This window comes from Halomonas citrativorans (assembly GCF_900163645.1).
In the GTDB taxonomy this organism is placed as follows: Bacteria; Pseudomonadota; Gammaproteobacteria; order Pseudomonadales; family Halomonadaceae; genus Vreelandella; species Vreelandella citrativorans.
This window is the reverse complement of the sequence record NZ_FUKM01000028.1, coordinates 106,951-125,316: the sequence shown is the minus strand read 5'-3', so window position 1 is coordinate 125,316 and position 18,366 is coordinate 106,951. Positions and strand designations below refer to the sequence as shown.

Sequence of the window (18,366 nt, the reverse complement as noted above, 5' to 3'; positions counted from 1 at the left end):
TAAGCTTTTCTCACTACTGTTCGGTTGACACTGGCGCTAAGTGAAGGCCTGGGGTAGGGTAGGCGCATTTTTTCATCCGTATGTTTGTCTCGGCGAGTGAAATAACGCCGCAAACTCAAAACCATGCGGTACCGTATTCAGAGCGCGGGCTCTCGGCCCAAGCAATAGAAAAGTGGAGCACTATGGGCAAGTCACTGGTCATCGTCGAGTCGCCAGCGAAAGCGAAGACGATTAATAAGTATCTCGGCAACGATTTCATCGTCAAGTCGAGCGTGGGTCACATTCGTGACCTGCCGACCAGCGGCTCGGGCAAGGCTGCTTCCGACCCCAAGGAGCGCGCTCGCCAAGCCGCGGCAACACGTAAAATGTCGGCGGAAGAGAAGGCAGAGTATAAAAAGCGCAAGAGCCACGATCAGTTAATTCGGCGTATGGGTATTGATCCCAACAACGGCTGGGAAGCCCAGTATGAAGTGCTACCGGGCAAAGAAAAGGTAGTCGCTGAACTAAAGAAACTTGCTGAAAATGCAGATGCCGTTTATCTGGCAACGGATTTGGATCGTGAAGGGGAAGCCATTGCCTGGCACTTGCGGGAAACCATTGGCGGAGACGACAGCCGTTATAAGCGTGTGGTCTTTAACGAAATCACTAAAAATGCGATCCAGGATGCGTTTAAAGCCCCTGGTGCGCTCAATATTCCTCGTGTAGAAGCTCAGCAGGCGCGGCGGTTTTTAGACCGTGTGGTGGGCTTTATGCTCTCGCCGCTGCTGTGGGCCAAAGTGGCCCGTGGCCTCTCCGCTGGCCGCGTTCAATCGGTTGCAGTACGTCTTATTGTTGAGCGCGAGCGGGATATTCGCGCGTTTATCCCTGAGGAATTTTGGGATGTGCACGCGGATTTAGTCTCACCAGATGGCGAGTTGGTGCGCTTTGCGCTCGCCAAGCAAGATGGCAAGGCGTTCAAGCCGACGTCTGAGCAAGACACGATGTCGCGTATTGCGGCGTTGCGTAACGCGAAGCTTGCGATTACCTCGCGTGAAGATAAGCCGACCAGCTCCAAACCGACGGCGCCGTTTATTACCTCTACGTTGCAGCAGGCGGCCAGTGGGCGCCTGGGCTTCTCGGTCAAGAAAACCATGACCATGGCTCAGCGGTTGTATGAAGCGGGCTACATTACCTATATGCGTACCGACTCCACCAACCTCTCGAAAGATGCGGTTGAAAGTGCACGTGAGTTTATTGGCAGCGAATACGGCGAGCGCTATCTGCCCGAGGCGCCCAATCGCTATAGCAGCAAAGAGAGTGCTCAGGAAGCTCACGAAGCGATTCGCCCATCCAGCGTTGAGCGCAAGGCAACCGATTTGGCTGGGATGGAACGCGATGCCGAGCGCTTGTATGAGTTGATCTGGCGTCAGTTCGTCGCCTGCCAGATGACGCCAGCCGAATATCTGTCGAGCACATTGAGCGTTGAAGTGGATGGCTACGACTTGCGCGCTAAAGGGCGTGTTCTGAAGTTTGACGGCTATACACGGGTCATGAAGCCGAGCGGTAAAAATGAAGACCAGACGCTGCCTGATTTACCCAAAGGCACGCCGATGGCGATGGAAACGCTGGACCCTCAGCAGCACTTTACCAAGCCCCCGGCACGTTATACCGAGGCAAGCCTGGTTAAAGAGCTTGAAAAGCAAGGGATTGGTCGTCCTTCTACCTACGCCTCGATAATTTCGACAATCCAGGATCGCGGCTACGTGCAGCTGGAAAATCGGCGTTTTTATGCCGAGAAACTGGGGGATATCGTTACCGAGCGCCTGAAAGAGTCGTTTCCTGACTTGATGGACTTCTCTTTTACCGCACGTATGGAAGATAGCCTGGATGAAGTCGCTGAGGGTGAACGCAATTGGCGAGCGCTACTCGATGCCTTCTATGGCGAGTTTCGTGAAGAGCTTGCCAAGGCAGAAAGCGATGACGGGATGCGTCCCAACCAGCCCGTGCCAACCGATATTGACTGTCCCTCGTGTGGCCGCAAGATGCAGATTCGTACCGCATCTACCGGGGTGTTTTTAGGCTGTAGTGGTTATAACCTGCCGCCCAAGGAGCGCTGCAAAACCACGATCGATTTGATCCCGGGTGAGGACGCCGTGGCGGCGGATGCCGGTGAAGAGGCGGAAACCAACGCCTTGCGTGCCAAGCATCGGTGCGATAAGTGCGGCACGGCAATGGATAACTACCTGATTGATGAAACCCGTAAGCTGCATATCTGCGGTAATAGCCCTGACTGTGATGGTTATGAGATAGAGCAGGGAAAGTTCAAGATCAAAGGCTACGACGGCCCGGTTATCGAATGCGATAAGTGCGGTTCGGAAATGCAGCTTAAGTCCGGCCGGTTTGGCAAGTACTTTGGCTGTACCAATAGCGAGTGTAAAAACACTCGTAAGCTATTGAAAAGTGGTGAAGTGGCGCCGCCCAAGATGGACCCGATTCCGATGCCGGAACTTGCCTGTCAGAAAGTGGATGATCACTACGTATTGCGCGATGGGGCAAGCGGCCTGTTTTTAGCGGCCAGTAAATTCCCCAAAAATCGTGAAACGCGTCCGCCGTTGGTGAAGGAGCTGAAAGCTCATGCTGACGAGCTGCCTGAGAAGTATCACTTCATTCTCAAAGCGCCCAGCGAAGACCCGGATGGCCGCCCGGCTCAAATTCGTTTTTCGCGTAAAAGCAAAGAGCAGTACGTGATGACCGATGAAGAAGGCAAAGCCACGGGGTGGAAAGCAACGTTTGATGCAGGCAAATGGCACGTAGAGGACAAGCGTAAATGAGCGACCGCTCCCGTACTAATCAACTGCTCTATCAGGCCGAGCTGCTGGTAAGTATGCCTGTTGGTGAGGATGAGCATGCGGTCGCTCGTCAAATGGCGCTCGAAGAGAGCGCCTTGGCCCTGTTTGAACTGGCGTTATGTTCGCTGCTTAAAGAGGTCACCGAACATGCTCGTCTGGAAAACCATGCCTGGCGTGAGTTATTAGCCCTTGATGGTCCGCCCATGGCAGAGCTTCAGCGGTTGCGTGATGTGAGGCGCGAGCCGGGTAGTTGGCTAAACTGGCTGGCGTTCAAATTAGAGCAGCTGCACAGCAGCGACGGGGCTGCACGGCGCACCGTCACTAATCCAGCCATGATCGCCATGGGGAGCCAGAAAAGCTTGAGGGAACAATTGCTTGATTACGTAAGCGATGCAAAGCGGGAAATAGCCGCTCTAAGGGAGACAAGCCAGGAGTGGTAAGCATGCCTCATGACGAATCTATCCTGACCGGCTACGCTCATACAGCAGCATAATGTTGCCGAGATGATAGAACGACTGAAAAGGAGACGCGGATGCGCTACAACCAGGTCAAGGACTTAGTCGTATGGGCTGAAGGTTTTCACGAGCGTATGGCTCGTCAGTACAGCGAAGCGGCTGATAGGACAGATAATGAGCGTTTGAGCATGGTGCTGACTTATCTAGCTAGCCGAGAGCTTCGGATGCAGAAAGGGCTTGATGACTTGTTTCATGATGGTTATGACCATAGAGACGTGTTGGAGACCTGGTTTGATGAGTCAAGTGAGTTTCCCCAGCCACCTGAGCTTGAGCGCTTTACGGAAAAGTCTGAATGGAATTCAGTCGATGAAATAGCGCGCATGGCTGTTGAGTCCAATCGAAAGCTTCAAGAACTCTATGAGCATCGCGCTTCCAGAGCTGCTATACCGCCAGAAGCAGAGTTTTTTAATGCGCTGGCAGAGGGGCACGAAGCAGAAATTCGTAAGCTTGTCAGCAGTATGCAAAAGTTTGACGATATTTAGCGCTGCGTTGAATAGCGTTTCATTGGCAGGGCTTGGCGTGTCCACATGGTTAAATTGTTCTCAAAATCGCTGACAGACGCGGTGTATATAAGGTATAACACCTTCAAGAAATGCTTAGTTGGCCAGTGCTGAGCTAACCTGTTTTTGAGAGCTAACCTATGCCTTTAAACCGTCGCCGCTTTTTAGCGCTGGCGCTTGGCTGGCCAGTAGTGGCCAGCGCTGCTACGTCAAATGCTACGCTAAACTCACAGCCGATAGACCTGGTTGAGACGTTACTGTCTCGGGCTCATTTGCCCCGCTACAGCAACGAAGTATGGTTATTGATAAATGATCAAGAATCTACGCTTAGCGTGTATCGTGGCGATACGCTGGTTGAGCTTTTTAGCCCGGTTTCGCTGGGTCGCTCAGGTGCAAAAACGCAGCGGGTAATGGGGGATAACGTTACGCCGCTGGGCGAATTTCGTATTAATCGTTTTAATTACGAAAGTCGATGGCATATCTTTATTGGTATCGATTATCCTACGCCGGCCCATGCGCGGATGGCGTTAGAAAATGGCATATACTCGCAACGCGATTATGAAGCCTATTTCGACTATTACCGCCGATATGGCCATCCTCCGCAAAATACGGCGCTGGGTGGAGCCATTGGTGTTCATGGTATCGGCAGTGCAGACCCTGATGTTCATAGCCGTTACCACTGGACTCAAGGGTGCGTGGCGGTAACAAATGAGCAAATTGAGCGAGTTGTGCAGCTTGTTGATATTGGCACTCGCGTCGTGATCGGCTAGTCTTATGTTGTTGAAGGAAGTAAGAGGTTTTCTACAAGTGGCTATAGACAAGCGTTGTGGTCTATTATAAAACAGCGTTTGACTAGCGTGCTCATGCACAAGTCACTGAAAAGAACCTGCACCGCAGGTAGACAAAGCGCAGCTAAGCAATTAGCCTAGGTTTGTCATACCCTTAACGTTGTACCCAAGGAAGACTCAAGGAGAACATTATGACTTTGAAAACGACTCTGAAAATGACCGCCGCTGCCGCTTCTCTGGCAATCCTGGCTGGCTGTGCTTCTACCAGCGCTCTGGAAGAAGTTCGCATGACTGCTGAATCTGCACAGGCTGATGCCGCAGAAGCACGCAGCATGGCTTCACAAGCTCTGAACACTGCAAACCAGGCACAGCGTGACGCGAATGCTGCACTGCAGATGACTGAGCAAAACCGTGAAGAAATGAACCGCATGTTCCAGCGCTCCATGCAGAAGTAATTCTGCTTGGACCACTGGGTTGATGTTTGACTCAGCGGTTGCTGAAGATGTAAAAAAACCCCGCCTCGGCGGGGTTTTTTTATTGCTTGTCTATTTTAGGTTAAGCATCTTCTTCAGTCATTTGTCGGTGGCTAAGTTCTACCTCCTCAAGCAGGCTGTTACGGCTGGCAGGCTCCTCTTCTACGGTTGGCTGTGCCTGAGGGCCATAAAGGGCTACAAAACGGCCGTTAGGTGATTCTACGGCGCTTTTTACTTTTGCATAGTCGACAGCTACCTGGTCTTCAGTTAGCGCATCAACGCGATCAATGGCATCCAGGAGCGGTTCAAAGTCACCCACGTTCTCTTCAAGCTGCGGGTAGGACTGCACGAACAGCGTGCCATCAGCTGCCCAGCCAGCTTTAAAAGGCGCATCCATCAAGTTTACTTGCGTACCGCTTGGCAGGCGCTCGTAGAGTGACTTAATGTCTTCAGGGTACATACGAATGCAGCCGCGGCTGGCGCGCATGCCAACGCCATCAGGGCGGTTGGTGCCATGAATCAGGTAGCTCGGCATAGCAAGCAGGATGGCATGTTCGCCCAAAGGGTTGTTCGGCCCAGCAGGCACTACGGAGGGAGCAGGCTCGCCGCGAGCGGCCGCTTCACGACGCATGGAGGCAGGAGGGGCCCACGCCGGATCTTTTACCTTAATGGTCGTGCGTGTAATGCCAACGGGGGTTGCAAACTCTTCACGGCCCACACTCACCGGATACGTTTCAACGATGCCCGGGTTGTTGGCAGGGTAGTAATACAGACGCAGCTCCGAAAGGTTAACAACAACCCCTTCACGTGGTGCGGGCGGTAAAATATATTGGGCTGGAATAACGATTTCCGTCCCTTCGCCAGGCACCCACATGCTGACACCGGGGTTGGCCATGCGGATTTCTTCGTAACCGATATTATGACGACGAGCGATATCAATGAGAGTCTCAGCAGGGTCATCAACCGTGATGGTATACGACTCACCGATAATGTCGCCTTGGTCAGGGAGTCGAAAATGCCCGCGGGGTAGTTCACGCGCGTCGGTAATCTGCTCAGCGCTTGCCACGGATTCATCGGCGATCGCGGGCGCATTTTCTGCTTGTTCAGATGCGGTTTGCGCATAAGCAGGGCCAGTAAGGGAGGCTGCCAACAATACTGCCAGGCTGGTAGGACCCCAAAGGTTGAATTTGTGACGAATGTTCATGGTCTTTCCTAATAAGTTAGTGCACTGCTAGTACGCGTAAACGGGCAAACAATGGTTGCTTGCCGTCAGTTTGCCCCAAGGTTCACGCCGCCGCTACTTTTTGATTAAGGGTCGTTATAAGTGCTTCAACTTGCTCGAAACGCTGATCGCTGTTTTCCATTGTAAATTCAAACCGCAAGGTGTCTGCACCATCCAGGCGGTAGTGCTTGGGCGATGTTTGAATCAACGTAACCAGGGTGAGTGGGTCGACCTTCGTTGTGCCATCAAACAGCACCCGGCCACGGCTTTCGCCTGCTTCAATACGGCTAATGCCTAGCTGCTCTGCGCGTTGGCGTAGCTTTGTTTGACGTATCAGGTTCTTCAGCGGCTGTGGCAGTAGGCCGAAGCGGTCAATGAGCTCGACCTGTAGTTCTTTAAGCTCACTATCGCTTTGTGTATTGGCAATGCGCTTATACATAACAAGCCGCTGCTGTACATCATGAATATAGTCATCTGGAATCAGCGCTGGCAGGTTCAAGCTAATTTCTACGCCGGTATTGAAGGGCGCCTCAATATTAGGTGTTTTGCCAGCGCGGATTGCTTTCACTGCTCGATCCAGCATTTCCATATAAAGAGTATAGCCAATGGTTTCCATTTGGCCGCTTTGTTCATCTCCTAGCAGCTCACCTGCGCCACGAATTTCCATATCGTGGCTTGCCAGAGTAAACCCAGCGCCAAGGTCATCAGAGGCGCTTATAGCCTCAAGGCGTTTAACCGCATCGCGCGTGATGGCCTTGGGAGGAGGCGTAAGCAGGTAAGCATAGGCCTGGTGGTGGCTGCGGCCTACGCGCCCTCGTAGTTGGTGCAACTGCGCTAGGCCAAACTTGTCGGCTCGCTCTATGATAATGGTATTGGCGCTGGGTACGTCAATGCCGGTTTCAATGATCGTTGAGCATACCAATACATTAAAACGGCGATGATAAAAGTCCGACATTACGCGTTCAAGGCTGCGTTCTGGGAGCTGGCCATGCGCCACGGCTACGCGAGCTTCTGGCACCAGCTCGCGGATCTGTTGAGCCGCGTTTTCAATCGTCTTTACTTCGTTGTGAAGGAAGTAGACCTGACCACCGCGAAGTATTTCCCGTAGCAGGGCTTCTTTGATAATGCTGTTATCACGCTGCTGTACAAACGTCTTAACTGACAAGCGGCGAGCGGGCGGTGTCGCAATAATAGAAAGATCCCGAATACCGCTCATGGCCATATTGAGTGTGCGTGGGATGGGGGTGGCGGTGAGTGTTAGAATATCAATCTCTGCACGCAGGGTTTTAAGCTTTTCTTTTTGCGCAACGCCAAAGCGGTGCTCTTCGTCGATAATTAGCAGGCCCATCTGAGGTAGCTCAACATTTTTGGAGAGCAACTTATGGGTGCCAATCACGATATCGGTTTGACCGTTTTTGATGCTTTCGAGCGTCTGGGTCATCTCTTTGCCCGCCGTGAAGCGCGAGATCAAACGGATATTGACGGCCGTATCGGCAAAGCGGTCACGGAAGTTTTCAAAGTGCTGGCGAGCGAGCAGCGTGGTCGGTACGAGAACGACGACCTGGCGACCTGACTGCACGGCCAAAAACGCGGCGCGCATGGCCACTTCGGTTTTACCAAACCCAACATCACCGCATACCACACGGTCCATGGGCTGCGGAGAAACCATATCCTCAATGACGGCTTCTATAGCCGCTTGTTGGTCGGGCGTTTCTTCAAACGGAAAACTGGCGGCAAAGCGCACGTACTCATCGCCTGGCGCTTCATAGACAACCCCTTGCTGGGCTTCTCGTCTTGCGTAAACATCCAGCAATTCAGCGGCAGTATCGCGAATCTTTTCGGCCGCTTTACGGCGCGCTTTTTCCCACTGATCAGAACCCAGCTTATGCAGCGGTGCCAGCTCATCATCAGCACCGCTGTAGCGTGAAATAAGGTGAAGACTGTCAACGGGTACATAAAGCTTGGCGCCATCGGCGTAAGAGAGGGCTAAGAATTCGTTGGCTTGCCCGCCGGCCGCGAGGGTTTCTAGCCCCAGGTAGCGTCCTACCCCATGCGCCTGATGAACAACAGGTGCCCCTTCGCGCAGTTCCGAAAGGTGGCGAACCGCTAATTCATTATCATCAGTGACTTTTTCACGCCGTCGGCTTTGGCGAACGACTTCGCCAAACAGTTCCGTTTCGCTAACAACGGCAAGGCTAGGGTCAGTAAGCCATAAGCCGCTATCTACCAGGCTTTCCGTGATCGCGAAGGGGTGTTGGCTTTTAAGAAATGACTGAAAGCTATCAACATAAGGCAGTGATAGGGTTAGAGGTGCAAGCACTTCCTCTAATGCTTCGCGACGCCCGCGTGATTCAGCGACAAACAGTATCCGCGTATCAGGTTCGCTATTTAAAAAACGTTCCAGTTCGCTCAGTGGCTGTTTGGCTCGTGCATTAATGGCCAGCGGCGGGAGCGCTTTTGCTTCCGGCATTAAGGCATGACGATGCGCTTCGTCTTCAGTGAGTTCAATACGAGGGCGTGATTTGATCGCCGAAAATACATCGCTAACCGGGAAAAATGCCCGGCGAGGCGGCAGTAGTGGGCGGGTAGGGTCAACGCCCAAATTGATGTAGCGCGCTTCAATGGATTGCCAGTGCTGTTCGGCGGCTTGGAAAACGCCGGGTAGCAGCGCCACCCGCGTATCATCGGTTACGTGATCAAACAAAGACGCCGTTTCGTCAAAAAATAGCGGCAAATAGTGCTCAAGCCCAGGCGAAGGTATGGCTTTAAGAGCGTCGTTATAGAGCGGGCACTGACGAGGGTCGACATCGAACAGGGTTTCAAACTGCTCGCGAAAGCAGGCGATTGCGCTGCGGCTAAGCGAGTACTCATGGGCAGGAAGTAGTTCCAGCGTGTCTATCTTGCCCGTTGAGCGTTGACTGCCAGGGTCAAAATGACGAAGTGTGTCGATCTCATCATCAAATAAGTCGATACGAATCGGCTCATCCATCCCCATCGCAAAAAGATCAATGAGTGCGCCGCGTATGGCGTATTCGCCAGGCTCGTACACGGTTTCAACGGCGCGATACCCTGCCCGCGTAAGCGACTCCCTAAAGGTATCCCGGTTAAGCTTGGCGCCCGCGTTCAGCGTCATTACACGCCCCGCGATATACGAGACCGGGGGAAGGCGCTGCATTAATGTATTAATAGGCACCAATACAATGCCGCGAACACCGTCTTGTAGCTGGCGTAACGTGCGCAAGCGGGCCGAGACGATATCCTGATGCGGAGAAAAACTGTCGTAGGGGAGGGTTTCCCAATCAGGGAATGGCAGTACTGGGACATCGCTGTAGAACGCCAGGTCTTGTTCCAGACGTTGAGCGCTGGCCGTGTTGGGTGTAATTACCAGCAGCGGGGCGCTAGAAGCTACCTGGGCTAACGCCAGTGCAGACGCACTACCCGGGGGCGCTGTCCAGAAAAGCGTGTCGCGAGCCCCGTGTGGCTGAGGCGGTTCGAGCAGAGAGAATGAAGGCATAGTCAGGTATCATTTTGCGCTGAAACGGATACTGGATCATACACGATCGCCTCTTTCAGTTAGAGGACCAAAACATTACTGTTAATGTGAGAGCCTATTTTGTGTTTGTAGTCAAACCTCTATTCCTGTAATACCCCTACAACGTGTGCGACCATCCTTCCATTGCGAGTAGCTAATAAGGCCGGGATAATGCGCCTGAAACCTTTTATCACTACCTTATCATTACCCAATGAGGCCGCATGTGAGTCAGCAAGCTCTCGAAAACGTTTTTGAGGAATGGCAGAACAACCAGGCTCTGGCCGAACAGATGATCCCGCTTGTTGGGCGCCTTTATCGGCATAACAATGTTGTGGCTACCATGTATGGGCGCTCGCTGATCAACCAGTCCGTTATTCGTATCCTGAAAGATCATCGGTTTGTGCGCAAAATTGAAGGAACAGAACTGTCGGTTGAGGACACCTTCCCCATCGTTGAAGCGATGAGCGCGCTTAATCTGGGGCCTGCTCATGTTGATGTGGGTAAGCTGGCGGTCATGTTTAAAAAGCAGGGCGGTGGTGATTTAAGCGCATTCTTGCATAACGAACTGCAGGATATTATTGGCGGTTATCAGCCGGGAGCCAGTAAAGGCGAGCCGCAGGACGTTGTACTTTACGGTTTTGGGCGCATTGGTCGTCTGCTGGCGCGTGTGCTGGTTGAAAAAGCCGGTGGCGGAAACCTGTTGCGTTTGCGCGCGATTGTGGTGCGTGGGCGTGGCGATGTGGGTAAAGACCTTGAAAAGCGTGCCAGCTTACTGCGTCGTGACTCGGTGCATGGCCCGTTTGAAGGCACTATTTCTGTTGATGCCGAAGCGCGTACGCTTACTGTAAATGGCAATGTGGTTCAGGTTATTTACGCTGACTCACCCAGCGAAATCGATTACACCACTTATGGCATCAAAAACGCGGTCATTGTTGATAATACCGGCATTTGGCGCGATGAGGCTGGTTTGGGCCAACACCTGGAGTGTAAAGGCGCGGCCAAGGCGCTATTAACGGCGCCAGGTAAGGGCGATATTAAAAATATCGTTTACGGTGTTAACCACGCGACCATTGGTGAGAATGACCGTATTGTATCGGCGGCTTCCTGTACCACCAATGCCATTGTGCCCGTTCTAAAGGTGCTCAATGATCAGTACGGGGTCGCCACCGGTCATGTGGAAACTGTTCATGCTTACACCAACGACCAGAACCTGATTGATAACTATCATAAGGGTGATCGTCGTGGCCGCAGTGCGGCGCTTAACATGGTATTAACCGAAACGGGTGCGGCCAAAGCAGCAGCAAAAGCGCTACCTGAATTGGAAGGTAAGCTAACGGGCAATGCGATTCGCGTGCCGACGCCGAATGTCTCCATGGCCATTTTGAACCTGACGTTAGATAAGCCAACCGATGCTGCCGCGCTGAATGACTATTTGCGCCGTATGTCCATTGATTCGTCTTATCAGAAGCAGATTGATTATGTGGACTCTGCTGAGGTGGTTTCATCGGACTTCGTGGGCAACCGCCATGCTGGCATCGTGGACGCAAAAGCAACGATTGCTAACGGTAATCACGTGGTTGTGTACGTATGGTACGACAATGAGTTTGGTTACAGCTGCCAGGTTATTCGCATCCTGCAGCAAATGTCGAACGTACAGTTTTTAAAACTGCCACGCCACGCATAGTGCCTCTATGCCGGTGAATTAGCTGCGGAATAGCTTTTTTCATCACGTCTGGATTGCTTAACGCCACCTTCGGGTGGCGTTTTTAATTGTAAAATCAATTGGAATGGATGGCATGTAACACTTTTTGTGGGCATCAGGGATGTGGTCATTGGCCGCGCTTATCTTTATAATGCTGTAGATTTTTCGGGGTGGTTCAAGCGTGCTTGGGCCTGACTGGTAACGATCTGACAGAAAACAACAATTCACTGAACAGAAAATAAGCATTCGAACCCCTTACCTTCGTATATCCGATCCATCAACTGGGCGAGACTATGATCGAAGTCAAAAAAGGCCTGGATCTCCCCATCACGGGAGCGCCCGAGCAGCGTATTGAAGATGCGCAGCCTGTGCGTTACGTGGCAATCCTGGGCACTGACTACGTTGGCATGAAGCCAACCATGGAAGTTCAGGAAGGGGATAAGGTCAAACTGGGCCAACTGCTCTTTACCGATAAAAAAATTGAGGGTGTGCGTTTTACGGCACCAGCAAGTGGTGAAGTAGTATCCATTAACCGTGGCGAAAAGCGTCGCCTGCTGTCTGTCGTTATTAAAGTTGACGAGAATGAAGAAGCGATGGCATTTGCTTCCCATGATCGCGCTTCTTTAGTGCAGCTTGATCGACAGTTGGTCGTTGACCAGCTCGTTGAGTCGGGGCTTTGGACAGCATTGCGCACACGTCCTTTCTCTCGCACGCCAGCTATTGATAGCATTCCTGCTGATATCTTTGTAACGGCCGTGGATACCCACCCGTTAAGCGCTGATCCAGCAATTGTCATCAATGAAGAAACCCAGGCATTTGAAGACGGCCTCAAGGTGCTAACACGCCTGACCGAGGGCAACGTTTTTCTGTGCACGGGGGCTGATGCCAATATCCCTGGCGGGGATGTTGACGGTGTGAAAACCGAAAGTTTTGCCGGTCCGCATCCTGCGGGTCTGGTGGGTACGCATATCCATTATCTTTCGCCAGTCGCGCTGCACAGACAAGTCTGGCATATCGGTTATCAGGATGTGATCGCGTTTGGTAAGCTCTTTGCCGAAGGCAAACTGCATACAACTCGTGTTGTCGCTGTTGGCGGCCCACGCGCTGAAAAACCTCGTCTTCTGCGTACCCGCTTGGGAGCAAGTACCCAAGAGTTTTTGGCAGGCGAAGTCATCAAACCTGATGACACCCGAGTAATTTCTGGTTCGGTTTTTTCGGGCTTCTCGGCGGAAGGACACCTGACCTACCTGGGGCGTTTCAGCAATCAGATTAGCTTGCTTGAAGAGGGCAACAAGCGTGCCTTGTTAGGCTGGCTTTCTCTTGGGGCCGATCGTCACTCGATTCTGGGTATTTACTTCTCGCGTATTAAAGGCCTGCGTAACTACGCGCCTACCACGTCGACCAATGGCTCTGAACGTGCCATGGTACCGATTGGTACTTACGAGACGGTAATGCCGCTGGATATCATGCCGACTCAGCTGCTGCGCTCGCTGATCGTGGGTGACATTGAAGTTGCCATGCAACTTGGATGTCTTGAGCTAGACGAAGAGGACCTGGCGCTGTGCACATACGTTTGCCCCGGCAAATATGAGTATGGCCCTATCCTGCGTGACAACCTCGCCATGATCGAGAAAGAGGCCTGATAATGGGTATTCGACAAACACTCGATAATATCGAGCCGCATTTCCATAAAGGCGGTAAGTACGAAAAGTTCTACCCGCTTTATGAAGCCGTAGATACGATTTTCTACTCGCCCCCAAGCGTTGCCAAAACAACGTCGTTCGTGCGCGATGGTATCGACCTGAAGCGCATTATGATCACCGTTTGGCTGTGTACTTTCCCGGCAATGTTCTTTGGTATGTGGAACGCGGGTTGGCAAGCCAACGTGGCTATTGATGCAGGCTATGCCTCCATGGGTGGCTGGCGTGAAGCGATCCTGATGACATTGGCTGGCGGGCATGATGCGGGTAGTTTATGGTCCAACTTTGTTCTTGGCGCCACGTACTTCCTGCCTATCTACCTGGTCACTTTTGCCATTGGTGGTTTCTGGGAAGTGCTGTTTGCCATCAAGCGTGGCCATGAAGTTAATGAAGGTTTCTTCGTTACTTCGGTGCTATTTGCGCTGATTCTTCCGGCAACTATTCCGCTTTGGCAGGTAGCGCTGGGTATCACCTTTGGTGTCGTGATCGGTAAGGAAATTTTTGGCGGTACTGGCAAAAACTTCCTGAACCCGGCGCTTACTGGTCGTGCCTTCCTCTACTTCGCCTATCCTGCGCAAATTTCCGGCGACGCCATTTGGGTGCCCGCTGATGGTTATACGGGTGCAACGGTACTTTCGATGGCGTTCCAGGACGGCATGGGTGCAGTCACTAATGCGTTTAGCTGGTGGGATGCCTTTATTGGCTTTATTCCAGGCTCAGTAGGCGAGGTGTCGACGCTTGCGATCCTTGTCGGGGCATTGGTGCTGCTGTACACGCGTATTGCCTCGTGGCGAATAATGCTTGGCGTGTTCCTTGGGATGGTAGCCACCAGTACGTTGTTTAATCTGATTGGTTCCGATACCAACCCCATGTTTGCCATGCCGTGGTATTGGCACTTCGTGATAGGTGGGTTTGCATTCGGTATGGTCTTTATGGCTACTGACCCCGTCTCTGCTTCCATGACGACCCAGGGCCGTTTGATATTTGGTGTGCTAATTGGTGTACTGACGGTACTGATTCGCGTGGTTAACCCCGCCTTCCCCGAAGGCATCATGTTGGCAATTCTCTTTGCTAACCTGTTTGCACCATTGATTGACCACTTCTTCGTCCAGGCCAATATAAAACGCCGTATCAAGCGTACTGGCGTTCCGGCCGAGGAGACTGCCTAATGGCACAAGGTAATAACTCAATCAAGAAGGTCCTGATTGTAGCGTTTTCATTGTGTATCGTGTGTTCGGTGATTGTTTCGACGGCCGCCGTGGCGCTACGCCCTGCTCAACAGCTCAACCAGGAATTAGACCGTAAAACCAATATCCTTAACGTGGCGCGTTTATACGAGCCGGGTACGGATGTCGAGGAAGCGTTCCGGACCCAAATCACATCACGTGTGGTTGAACTTGAAACCGGTGAGTATACCGATGAGTTTGACCCTGAAACCTTTGATGGGTTTGAAGCAGCGCGTGACCCGGCAACCGGCCGCACGTTGTCTGGAGACCGTGACATTGCGGGGCTTTCTCGGGTTGAAAATTACGCGACGGTTTATCTGGTCGGTGATGCAGGCGACCCAGACCAAATCGTTTTGCCGATTCGTGGACAAGGCCTGTGGGGCCGGATGATGGGCTTTTTGTCGATCGAAGGTGACGGTAATACTATTATCAGTATTACCTACTATGACCACAGTGAAACGCCGGGCTTGGGCGGTGAAGTGAACAACCCACGTTGGCAGGCTCAGTGGGAAGGTAAAGAGATTTACGATGAAGAGGGCGACCTCTCGCCGGCCATCCGCCTGAGCAAAAGCGCTAGTGGTGAAAATGAAGTAGACGCGTTATCCGGTGCAACGCTCACCAGTAATGGTGTGACCAACATGCTGCAGTTTTGGTTGAGCGAAGAAGGTTTCGGTCCATACCTTGCGAAATTCCGCAGTGGTACTGAGCTGGAAGACGCCGATAACACCGATACCGACTTCGAAGACGGTGAGGGGGCTTAATCATGGCGGACGTAAATGCAAAAAGCGTTTTAATAGCGCCTATTTTTCAGAACAACCCCATTGCACTTCAGATATTGGGGATCTGTTCTGCGCTGGCAGTAACGACCAGCATGAGCGTGTCGTTGGTAATGGCGTTAGCTGTTATTTTCGTCACATCGCTCTCAAGCTTTTTCGTATCACTGATTCGGAATCATATTCCTTCTTCGATCCGTATTATTGTGCAGATGACGATTATTGCTTCATTGGTAATCGTGGTTGACCAGATCCTCAAAGCCTATGCTTATGAAATGTCTAAGCAGCTGTCGGTATTTGTGGGTCTGATCATTACCAACTGCATTGTGATGGGTCGAGCGGAAGGCTTTGCCATGTCCAACACCCCCGGCATGTCTTTCCTGGACGGTATCGGGAATGGCTTGGGCTATGGGTTCGTGTTGCTGGTGGTTGGCTTCTTCCGTGAACTATTGGGTGCAGGTAGTGTGTTCGGTTTTACTATCCTGCCTACCGTTCAAGATGGTGGCTGGTATGTGCCTAACGGTCTGCTGCTGTTGCCTCCGTCCGCCTTCTTTATTATCGGCCTGATGATTTGGGTTATGCGCTCAATCGATCCAGGGCAGGTAGAAGAGACGGAGTTCAAGATGAAGGAAAACTCCAAGCCACAGGAGGCTGTGTAAAATGGAACACTATTTAAGCCTTTTCGTCGCTTCGGTTTTTGTTGAAAACCTGGCCTTGGCATTCTTTCTGGGGATGTGTACTTTTCTCGCGGTCTCCAAGAAGGTTTCCTCCGCGTTTGGCCTGGGCATTGCGGTTATTGTAGTCCTGACTATTTCAGTGCCTGTTAATAACCTGGTATTCAACCTTCTGCTTGCGCAAGGTGCACTTTCCTGGACCGGTATTAGCGGTGCTGAGAACATTGACCTCTCATTCCTTGGGTTATTGAGCTATATCGGCGTCATTGCAGCACTAGTGCAAATCCTTGAAATGTTCTTGGATAAGTACGTGCCTGCACTGTATAACGCGCTTGGCGTATTCCTGCCGCTTATTACCGTCAACTGTGCCATCCTGGGTGGCGTGCTGTTCATGGTTGAGCGTAACTACAACTTCGGTGAATCCCTCGTTTATGGTTTTGGATCCGGTGTTGGTTGGGCGTTGGCTATTACGGCCTTGGCAGGTATCCGTGAAAGGCTGAAATACAGCGATGTGCCTGGTGGCTTGCAAGGGCTGGGTATTACTTTCATCACCGTAGGTCTGATGTCGTTGGGCTTTATGTCCTTCTCGGGCATTCAGCTCTAAACGGAGCCGGTTTTTCCCGGCGGCGTTCTGCGCTGCCGGGTTACAGGAAACCTCAGCAATAGGAAACCGACATGGTTGATACATCTGTCATCTTGCTCGGTGTTGTCATGTTCACGATCATCGTTATTAGCTTAACGGCGATCATTCTGGCAGCGCGCAGCAAGCTTGTGAGTAGCGGGGACGTGACGATTGAAGTTAATCACGACCCTGAGCACACCTTGACGACTCAGGCCGGTGGTAAGCTTTTAAACACCTTGGCGGCAAATGGTATTTTCCTCTCCTCGGCATGTGGTGGTGGTGGTTCATGCGCCCAATGTAAATGCCGTGTGGAAGAGGGTGGTGGTTCCATTTTGCCGACTGAAGAGTCGCATTTCACCATGCGTGAAAAGAAAGAGGGCTGGCGGCTCTCTTGCCAGGTGCCCGTTAAGCAAGACATGAAGATCGAAGTACCTGAGGAAGTGTTCGGCGTTAAAAAGTGGGAAACCGAAGTTATCGGTAACCCTAACGTCGCGACCTTCATCAAGGAGCTGAACCTAAAACTGCCTGAAGGCGAAGAAGTTGCCTTCCGTGCGGGTGGTTATGTTCAGCTGGTTGCACCGCCTTACGATATTAAATTCTCCGATTTTGATATCGAGGAAGAGTATCGCGGCGATTGGGACAAGTTTGGAATTTTCAAGGTTGCCCATAAGAACAATGAGGAAGTGATTCGCGCCTACTCTATGGCGAACTACCCGGAAGAGAAGGGTATCCTCAAGTTCAACATTCGTATTGCTACACCGCCCCCAGGCAGCAGTCATCCGCCGGGCCTAATGTCTACCTATGTCTTCAGCTTGAAGCCAGGTGACAAGGTGACCGTAATGGGTCCGTTTGGTGAGTTCTTCGCCAAGGATACCGATGCCGAAATGATCTTTATCGGTGGCGGTGCGGGTATGGCGCCGATGCGTAGCCATATCTTCGATCAGCTTAAGCGTCTTAAGTCTAAGCGTAAAATGTCTTTCTGGTACGGTGCACGCTCTTGGCGTGAAACCTTCTACAACGAAGAGTATGATCAGTTGGCAGAAGAGTTCCCGAATTTTGAATGGCATCTGGCGCTTTCTGATCCGCAGCCTGAAGATAATTGGGAAGGGCCGACGGGCTTTATCCATAATGTACTGTATGAAAACTATCTGAAGGACCATCCGGCGCCTGAAGATTGTGAATACTACATGTGTGGGCCGCCCATGATGAATGCTTCCGTGATTAAGCTGCTGCTTGATCTCGGGGTTGAGCCTGAAAATATCATGCTGGATGACTTCGGCGGGTAAGTGCTCACGTAATCGAAAGTAGCCTTCGGGCACATTTGGGGCTGGCCGTAAGGTTGGCCCCATTTGTTTTGAATAGACTCAAGCCTACGCTACCTTCGCTAATAGGTGCTGAGCATTTAATAAGTGCTTGGCAGTTATAAGTACGTGGCAGCTAATAAGTACGTGGCAGCTAAGGTACAATTAAGGTATAGCAAGTATCTGGAAGGCACTAATTGCCTAAGCTGTTGTCGGTAGGTGGTGCATCCATAGCAATGCAGGGAGGTTAACATGGCGATTTGGCTACTGGTATTTGGCTTTATGGCGTTGATAATGTGCGCAATGGCGGTTGGCGTTTTAATGGGTCGTAAGCCTATCGCAGGCTCATGTGGCGGTTTAAATCAGATTGGTATGAAAGACGGCTGCGATATTTGTGGCGGTAAAGATGACGTATGTGAAGAGGAGAACCGCAAGCGAGGAAATGTGCGTCGCCGCAGTGATGAAAGCCGCGGAGCGGACTTGGGCTACGACGCTACACGGCGCTAGCAC

At 51.9% G+C, this 18,366-nt stretch carries 15 protein-coding genes; 13 read left to right on the top strand and 2 right to left on the bottom strand.

Translation table 11 applies throughout. The annotated features are described in order from the left end of the window. Positions 1 to 182: 182 nt before the first annotated feature. The 5 genes from topA (at position 183) to CZ787_RS06845 (ending at position 5,086) form a co-directional block, all read left to right on the top strand. Positions 183 to 2,810: a type I DNA topoisomerase gene (gene topA, locus CZ787_RS06865; protein ID WP_087107525.1), complete on the top strand. Its 2,628-nt coding sequence runs from the start codon at positions 183 to 185 to the stop codon at positions 2,808 to 2,810. Then, a complete protein-coding gene (locus tag CZ787_RS06860; protein WP_087107522.1) occupies positions 2,807 to 3,268 on the top strand; it encodes a DUF6586 family protein in 462 nt (153 codons plus the stop codon). Before topA ends, CZ787_RS06860 begins: the two co-directional genes overlap by 4 nt. 92 nt (positions 3,269 to 3,360) lie before the next feature. Then, positions 3,361 to 3,825 carry a hypothetical protein gene (locus tag CZ787_RS06855; RefSeq protein WP_087107520.1) on the top strand — a complete coding sequence of 155 codons (465 nt, stop codon included), beginning with the start codon at positions 3,361 to 3,363 and terminating at the stop codon, positions 3,823 to 3,825. A gap of 158 nt (positions 3,826 to 3,983) precedes the next feature. Continuing rightward, positions 3,984 to 4,613 carry a L,D-transpeptidase family protein gene (locus tag CZ787_RS06850; RefSeq protein ID WP_087107518.1) on the top strand — a complete coding sequence of 210 codons (630 nt, stop codon included), beginning with the start codon at positions 3,984 to 3,986 and terminating at the stop codon, positions 4,611 to 4,613. Between the two features lie 209 nt (positions 4,614 to 4,822). Beyond that, positions 4,823 to 5,086, top strand: a complete 264-nt coding sequence (locus CZ787_RS06845) for an Lpp/OprI family alanine-zipper lipoprotein (protein WP_087107516.1) — start codon at positions 4,823 to 4,825, stop codon at positions 5,084 to 5,086. A gap of 100 nt (positions 5,087 to 5,186) precedes the next feature. Here the strand turns inward: CZ787_RS06845 and CZ787_RS06840 are convergent, their stop codons facing one another. Both CZ787_RS06840 and mfd read right to left on the bottom strand, forming a co-directional pair. Beyond that, entirely contained in the window at positions 5,187 to 6,308 is a 1,122-nt protein-coding gene (locus CZ787_RS06840) for a L,D-transpeptidase family protein (RefSeq protein ID WP_087107514.1), read from the bottom strand. A gap of 82 nt (positions 6,309 to 6,390) precedes the next feature. Then, complete coding sequence (gene mfd, locus CZ787_RS06835) at positions 6,391 to 9,840, bottom strand: transcription-repair coupling factor (RefSeq protein WP_087107512.1); 3,450 nt, start codon at positions 9,838 to 9,840, stop codon at positions 6,391 to 6,393. Between the two features lie 241 nt (positions 9,841 to 10,081). On the opposite strand from mfd, the gene CZ787_RS06830 reads away from it, so the two are divergent. From CZ787_RS06830 to nqrM, 8 genes are all read left to right on the top strand, one after another. Continuing rightward, positions 10,082 to 11,542, top strand: coding sequence for a glyceraldehyde-3-phosphate dehydrogenase (locus tag CZ787_RS06830; RefSeq protein ID WP_087107510.1), 1,461 nt, complete (start codon positions 10,082 to 10,084; stop codon positions 11,540 to 11,542). Between the two features lie 311 nt (positions 11,543 to 11,853). After that, the gene (locus CZ787_RS06825; protein WP_087107507.1) at positions 11,854 to 13,203 is read left to right on the top strand and encodes a Na(+)-translocating NADH-quinone reductase subunit A; all 1,350 of its coding nucleotides are present in this window, start codon (positions 11,854 to 11,856) and stop codon (positions 13,201 to 13,203) included. A gap of 2 nt (positions 13,204 to 13,205) precedes the next feature. Then, complete coding sequence (locus CZ787_RS06820) at positions 13,206 to 14,429, top strand: NADH:ubiquinone reductase (Na(+)-transporting) subunit B (RefSeq protein ID WP_087107506.1); 1,224 nt, start codon at positions 13,206 to 13,208, stop codon at positions 14,427 to 14,429. Further along, the gene (locus CZ787_RS06815) at positions 14,429 to 15,247 is read left to right on the top strand and encodes a Na(+)-translocating NADH-quinone reductase subunit C (RefSeq protein WP_087107504.1); all 819 of its coding nucleotides are present in this window, start codon (positions 14,429 to 14,431) and stop codon (positions 15,245 to 15,247) included. Before CZ787_RS06820 ends, CZ787_RS06815 begins: the two co-directional genes overlap by 1 nt. A 2-nt stretch (positions 15,248 to 15,249) precedes the next feature. Further along, positions 15,250 to 15,918 carry an NADH:ubiquinone reductase (Na(+)-transporting) subunit D gene (locus tag CZ787_RS06810; protein ID WP_087107502.1) on the top strand — a complete coding sequence of 223 codons (669 nt, stop codon included), beginning with the start codon at positions 15,250 to 15,252 and terminating at the stop codon, positions 15,916 to 15,918. Between the two features lies 1 nt (position 15,919). Further along, positions 15,920 to 16,537 carry an NADH:ubiquinone reductase (Na(+)-transporting) subunit E gene (gene nqrE / locus CZ787_RS06805; RefSeq protein ID WP_087107500.1) on the top strand — a complete coding sequence of 206 codons (618 nt, stop codon included), beginning with the start codon at positions 15,920 to 15,922 and terminating at the stop codon, positions 16,535 to 16,537. 71 nt (positions 16,538 to 16,608) lie between these two features. Further along, positions 16,609 to 17,841: an NADH:ubiquinone reductase (Na(+)-transporting) subunit F gene (gene nqrF, locus CZ787_RS06800; protein WP_087107498.1), complete on the top strand. Its 1,233-nt coding sequence runs from the start codon at positions 16,609 to 16,611 to the stop codon at positions 17,839 to 17,841. Positions 17,842 to 18,108: 267 nt separating this feature from the next. Then, on the top strand, positions 18,109 to 18,363 hold the full coding sequence (gene nqrM, locus CZ787_RS06795) for a (Na+)-NQR maturation NqrM (RefSeq protein ID WP_087107496.1): 255 nt from the start codon (positions 18,109 to 18,111) through the stop codon (positions 18,361 to 18,363). The last annotated feature ends 3 nt before the right edge of the window (positions 18,364 to 18,366 follow it).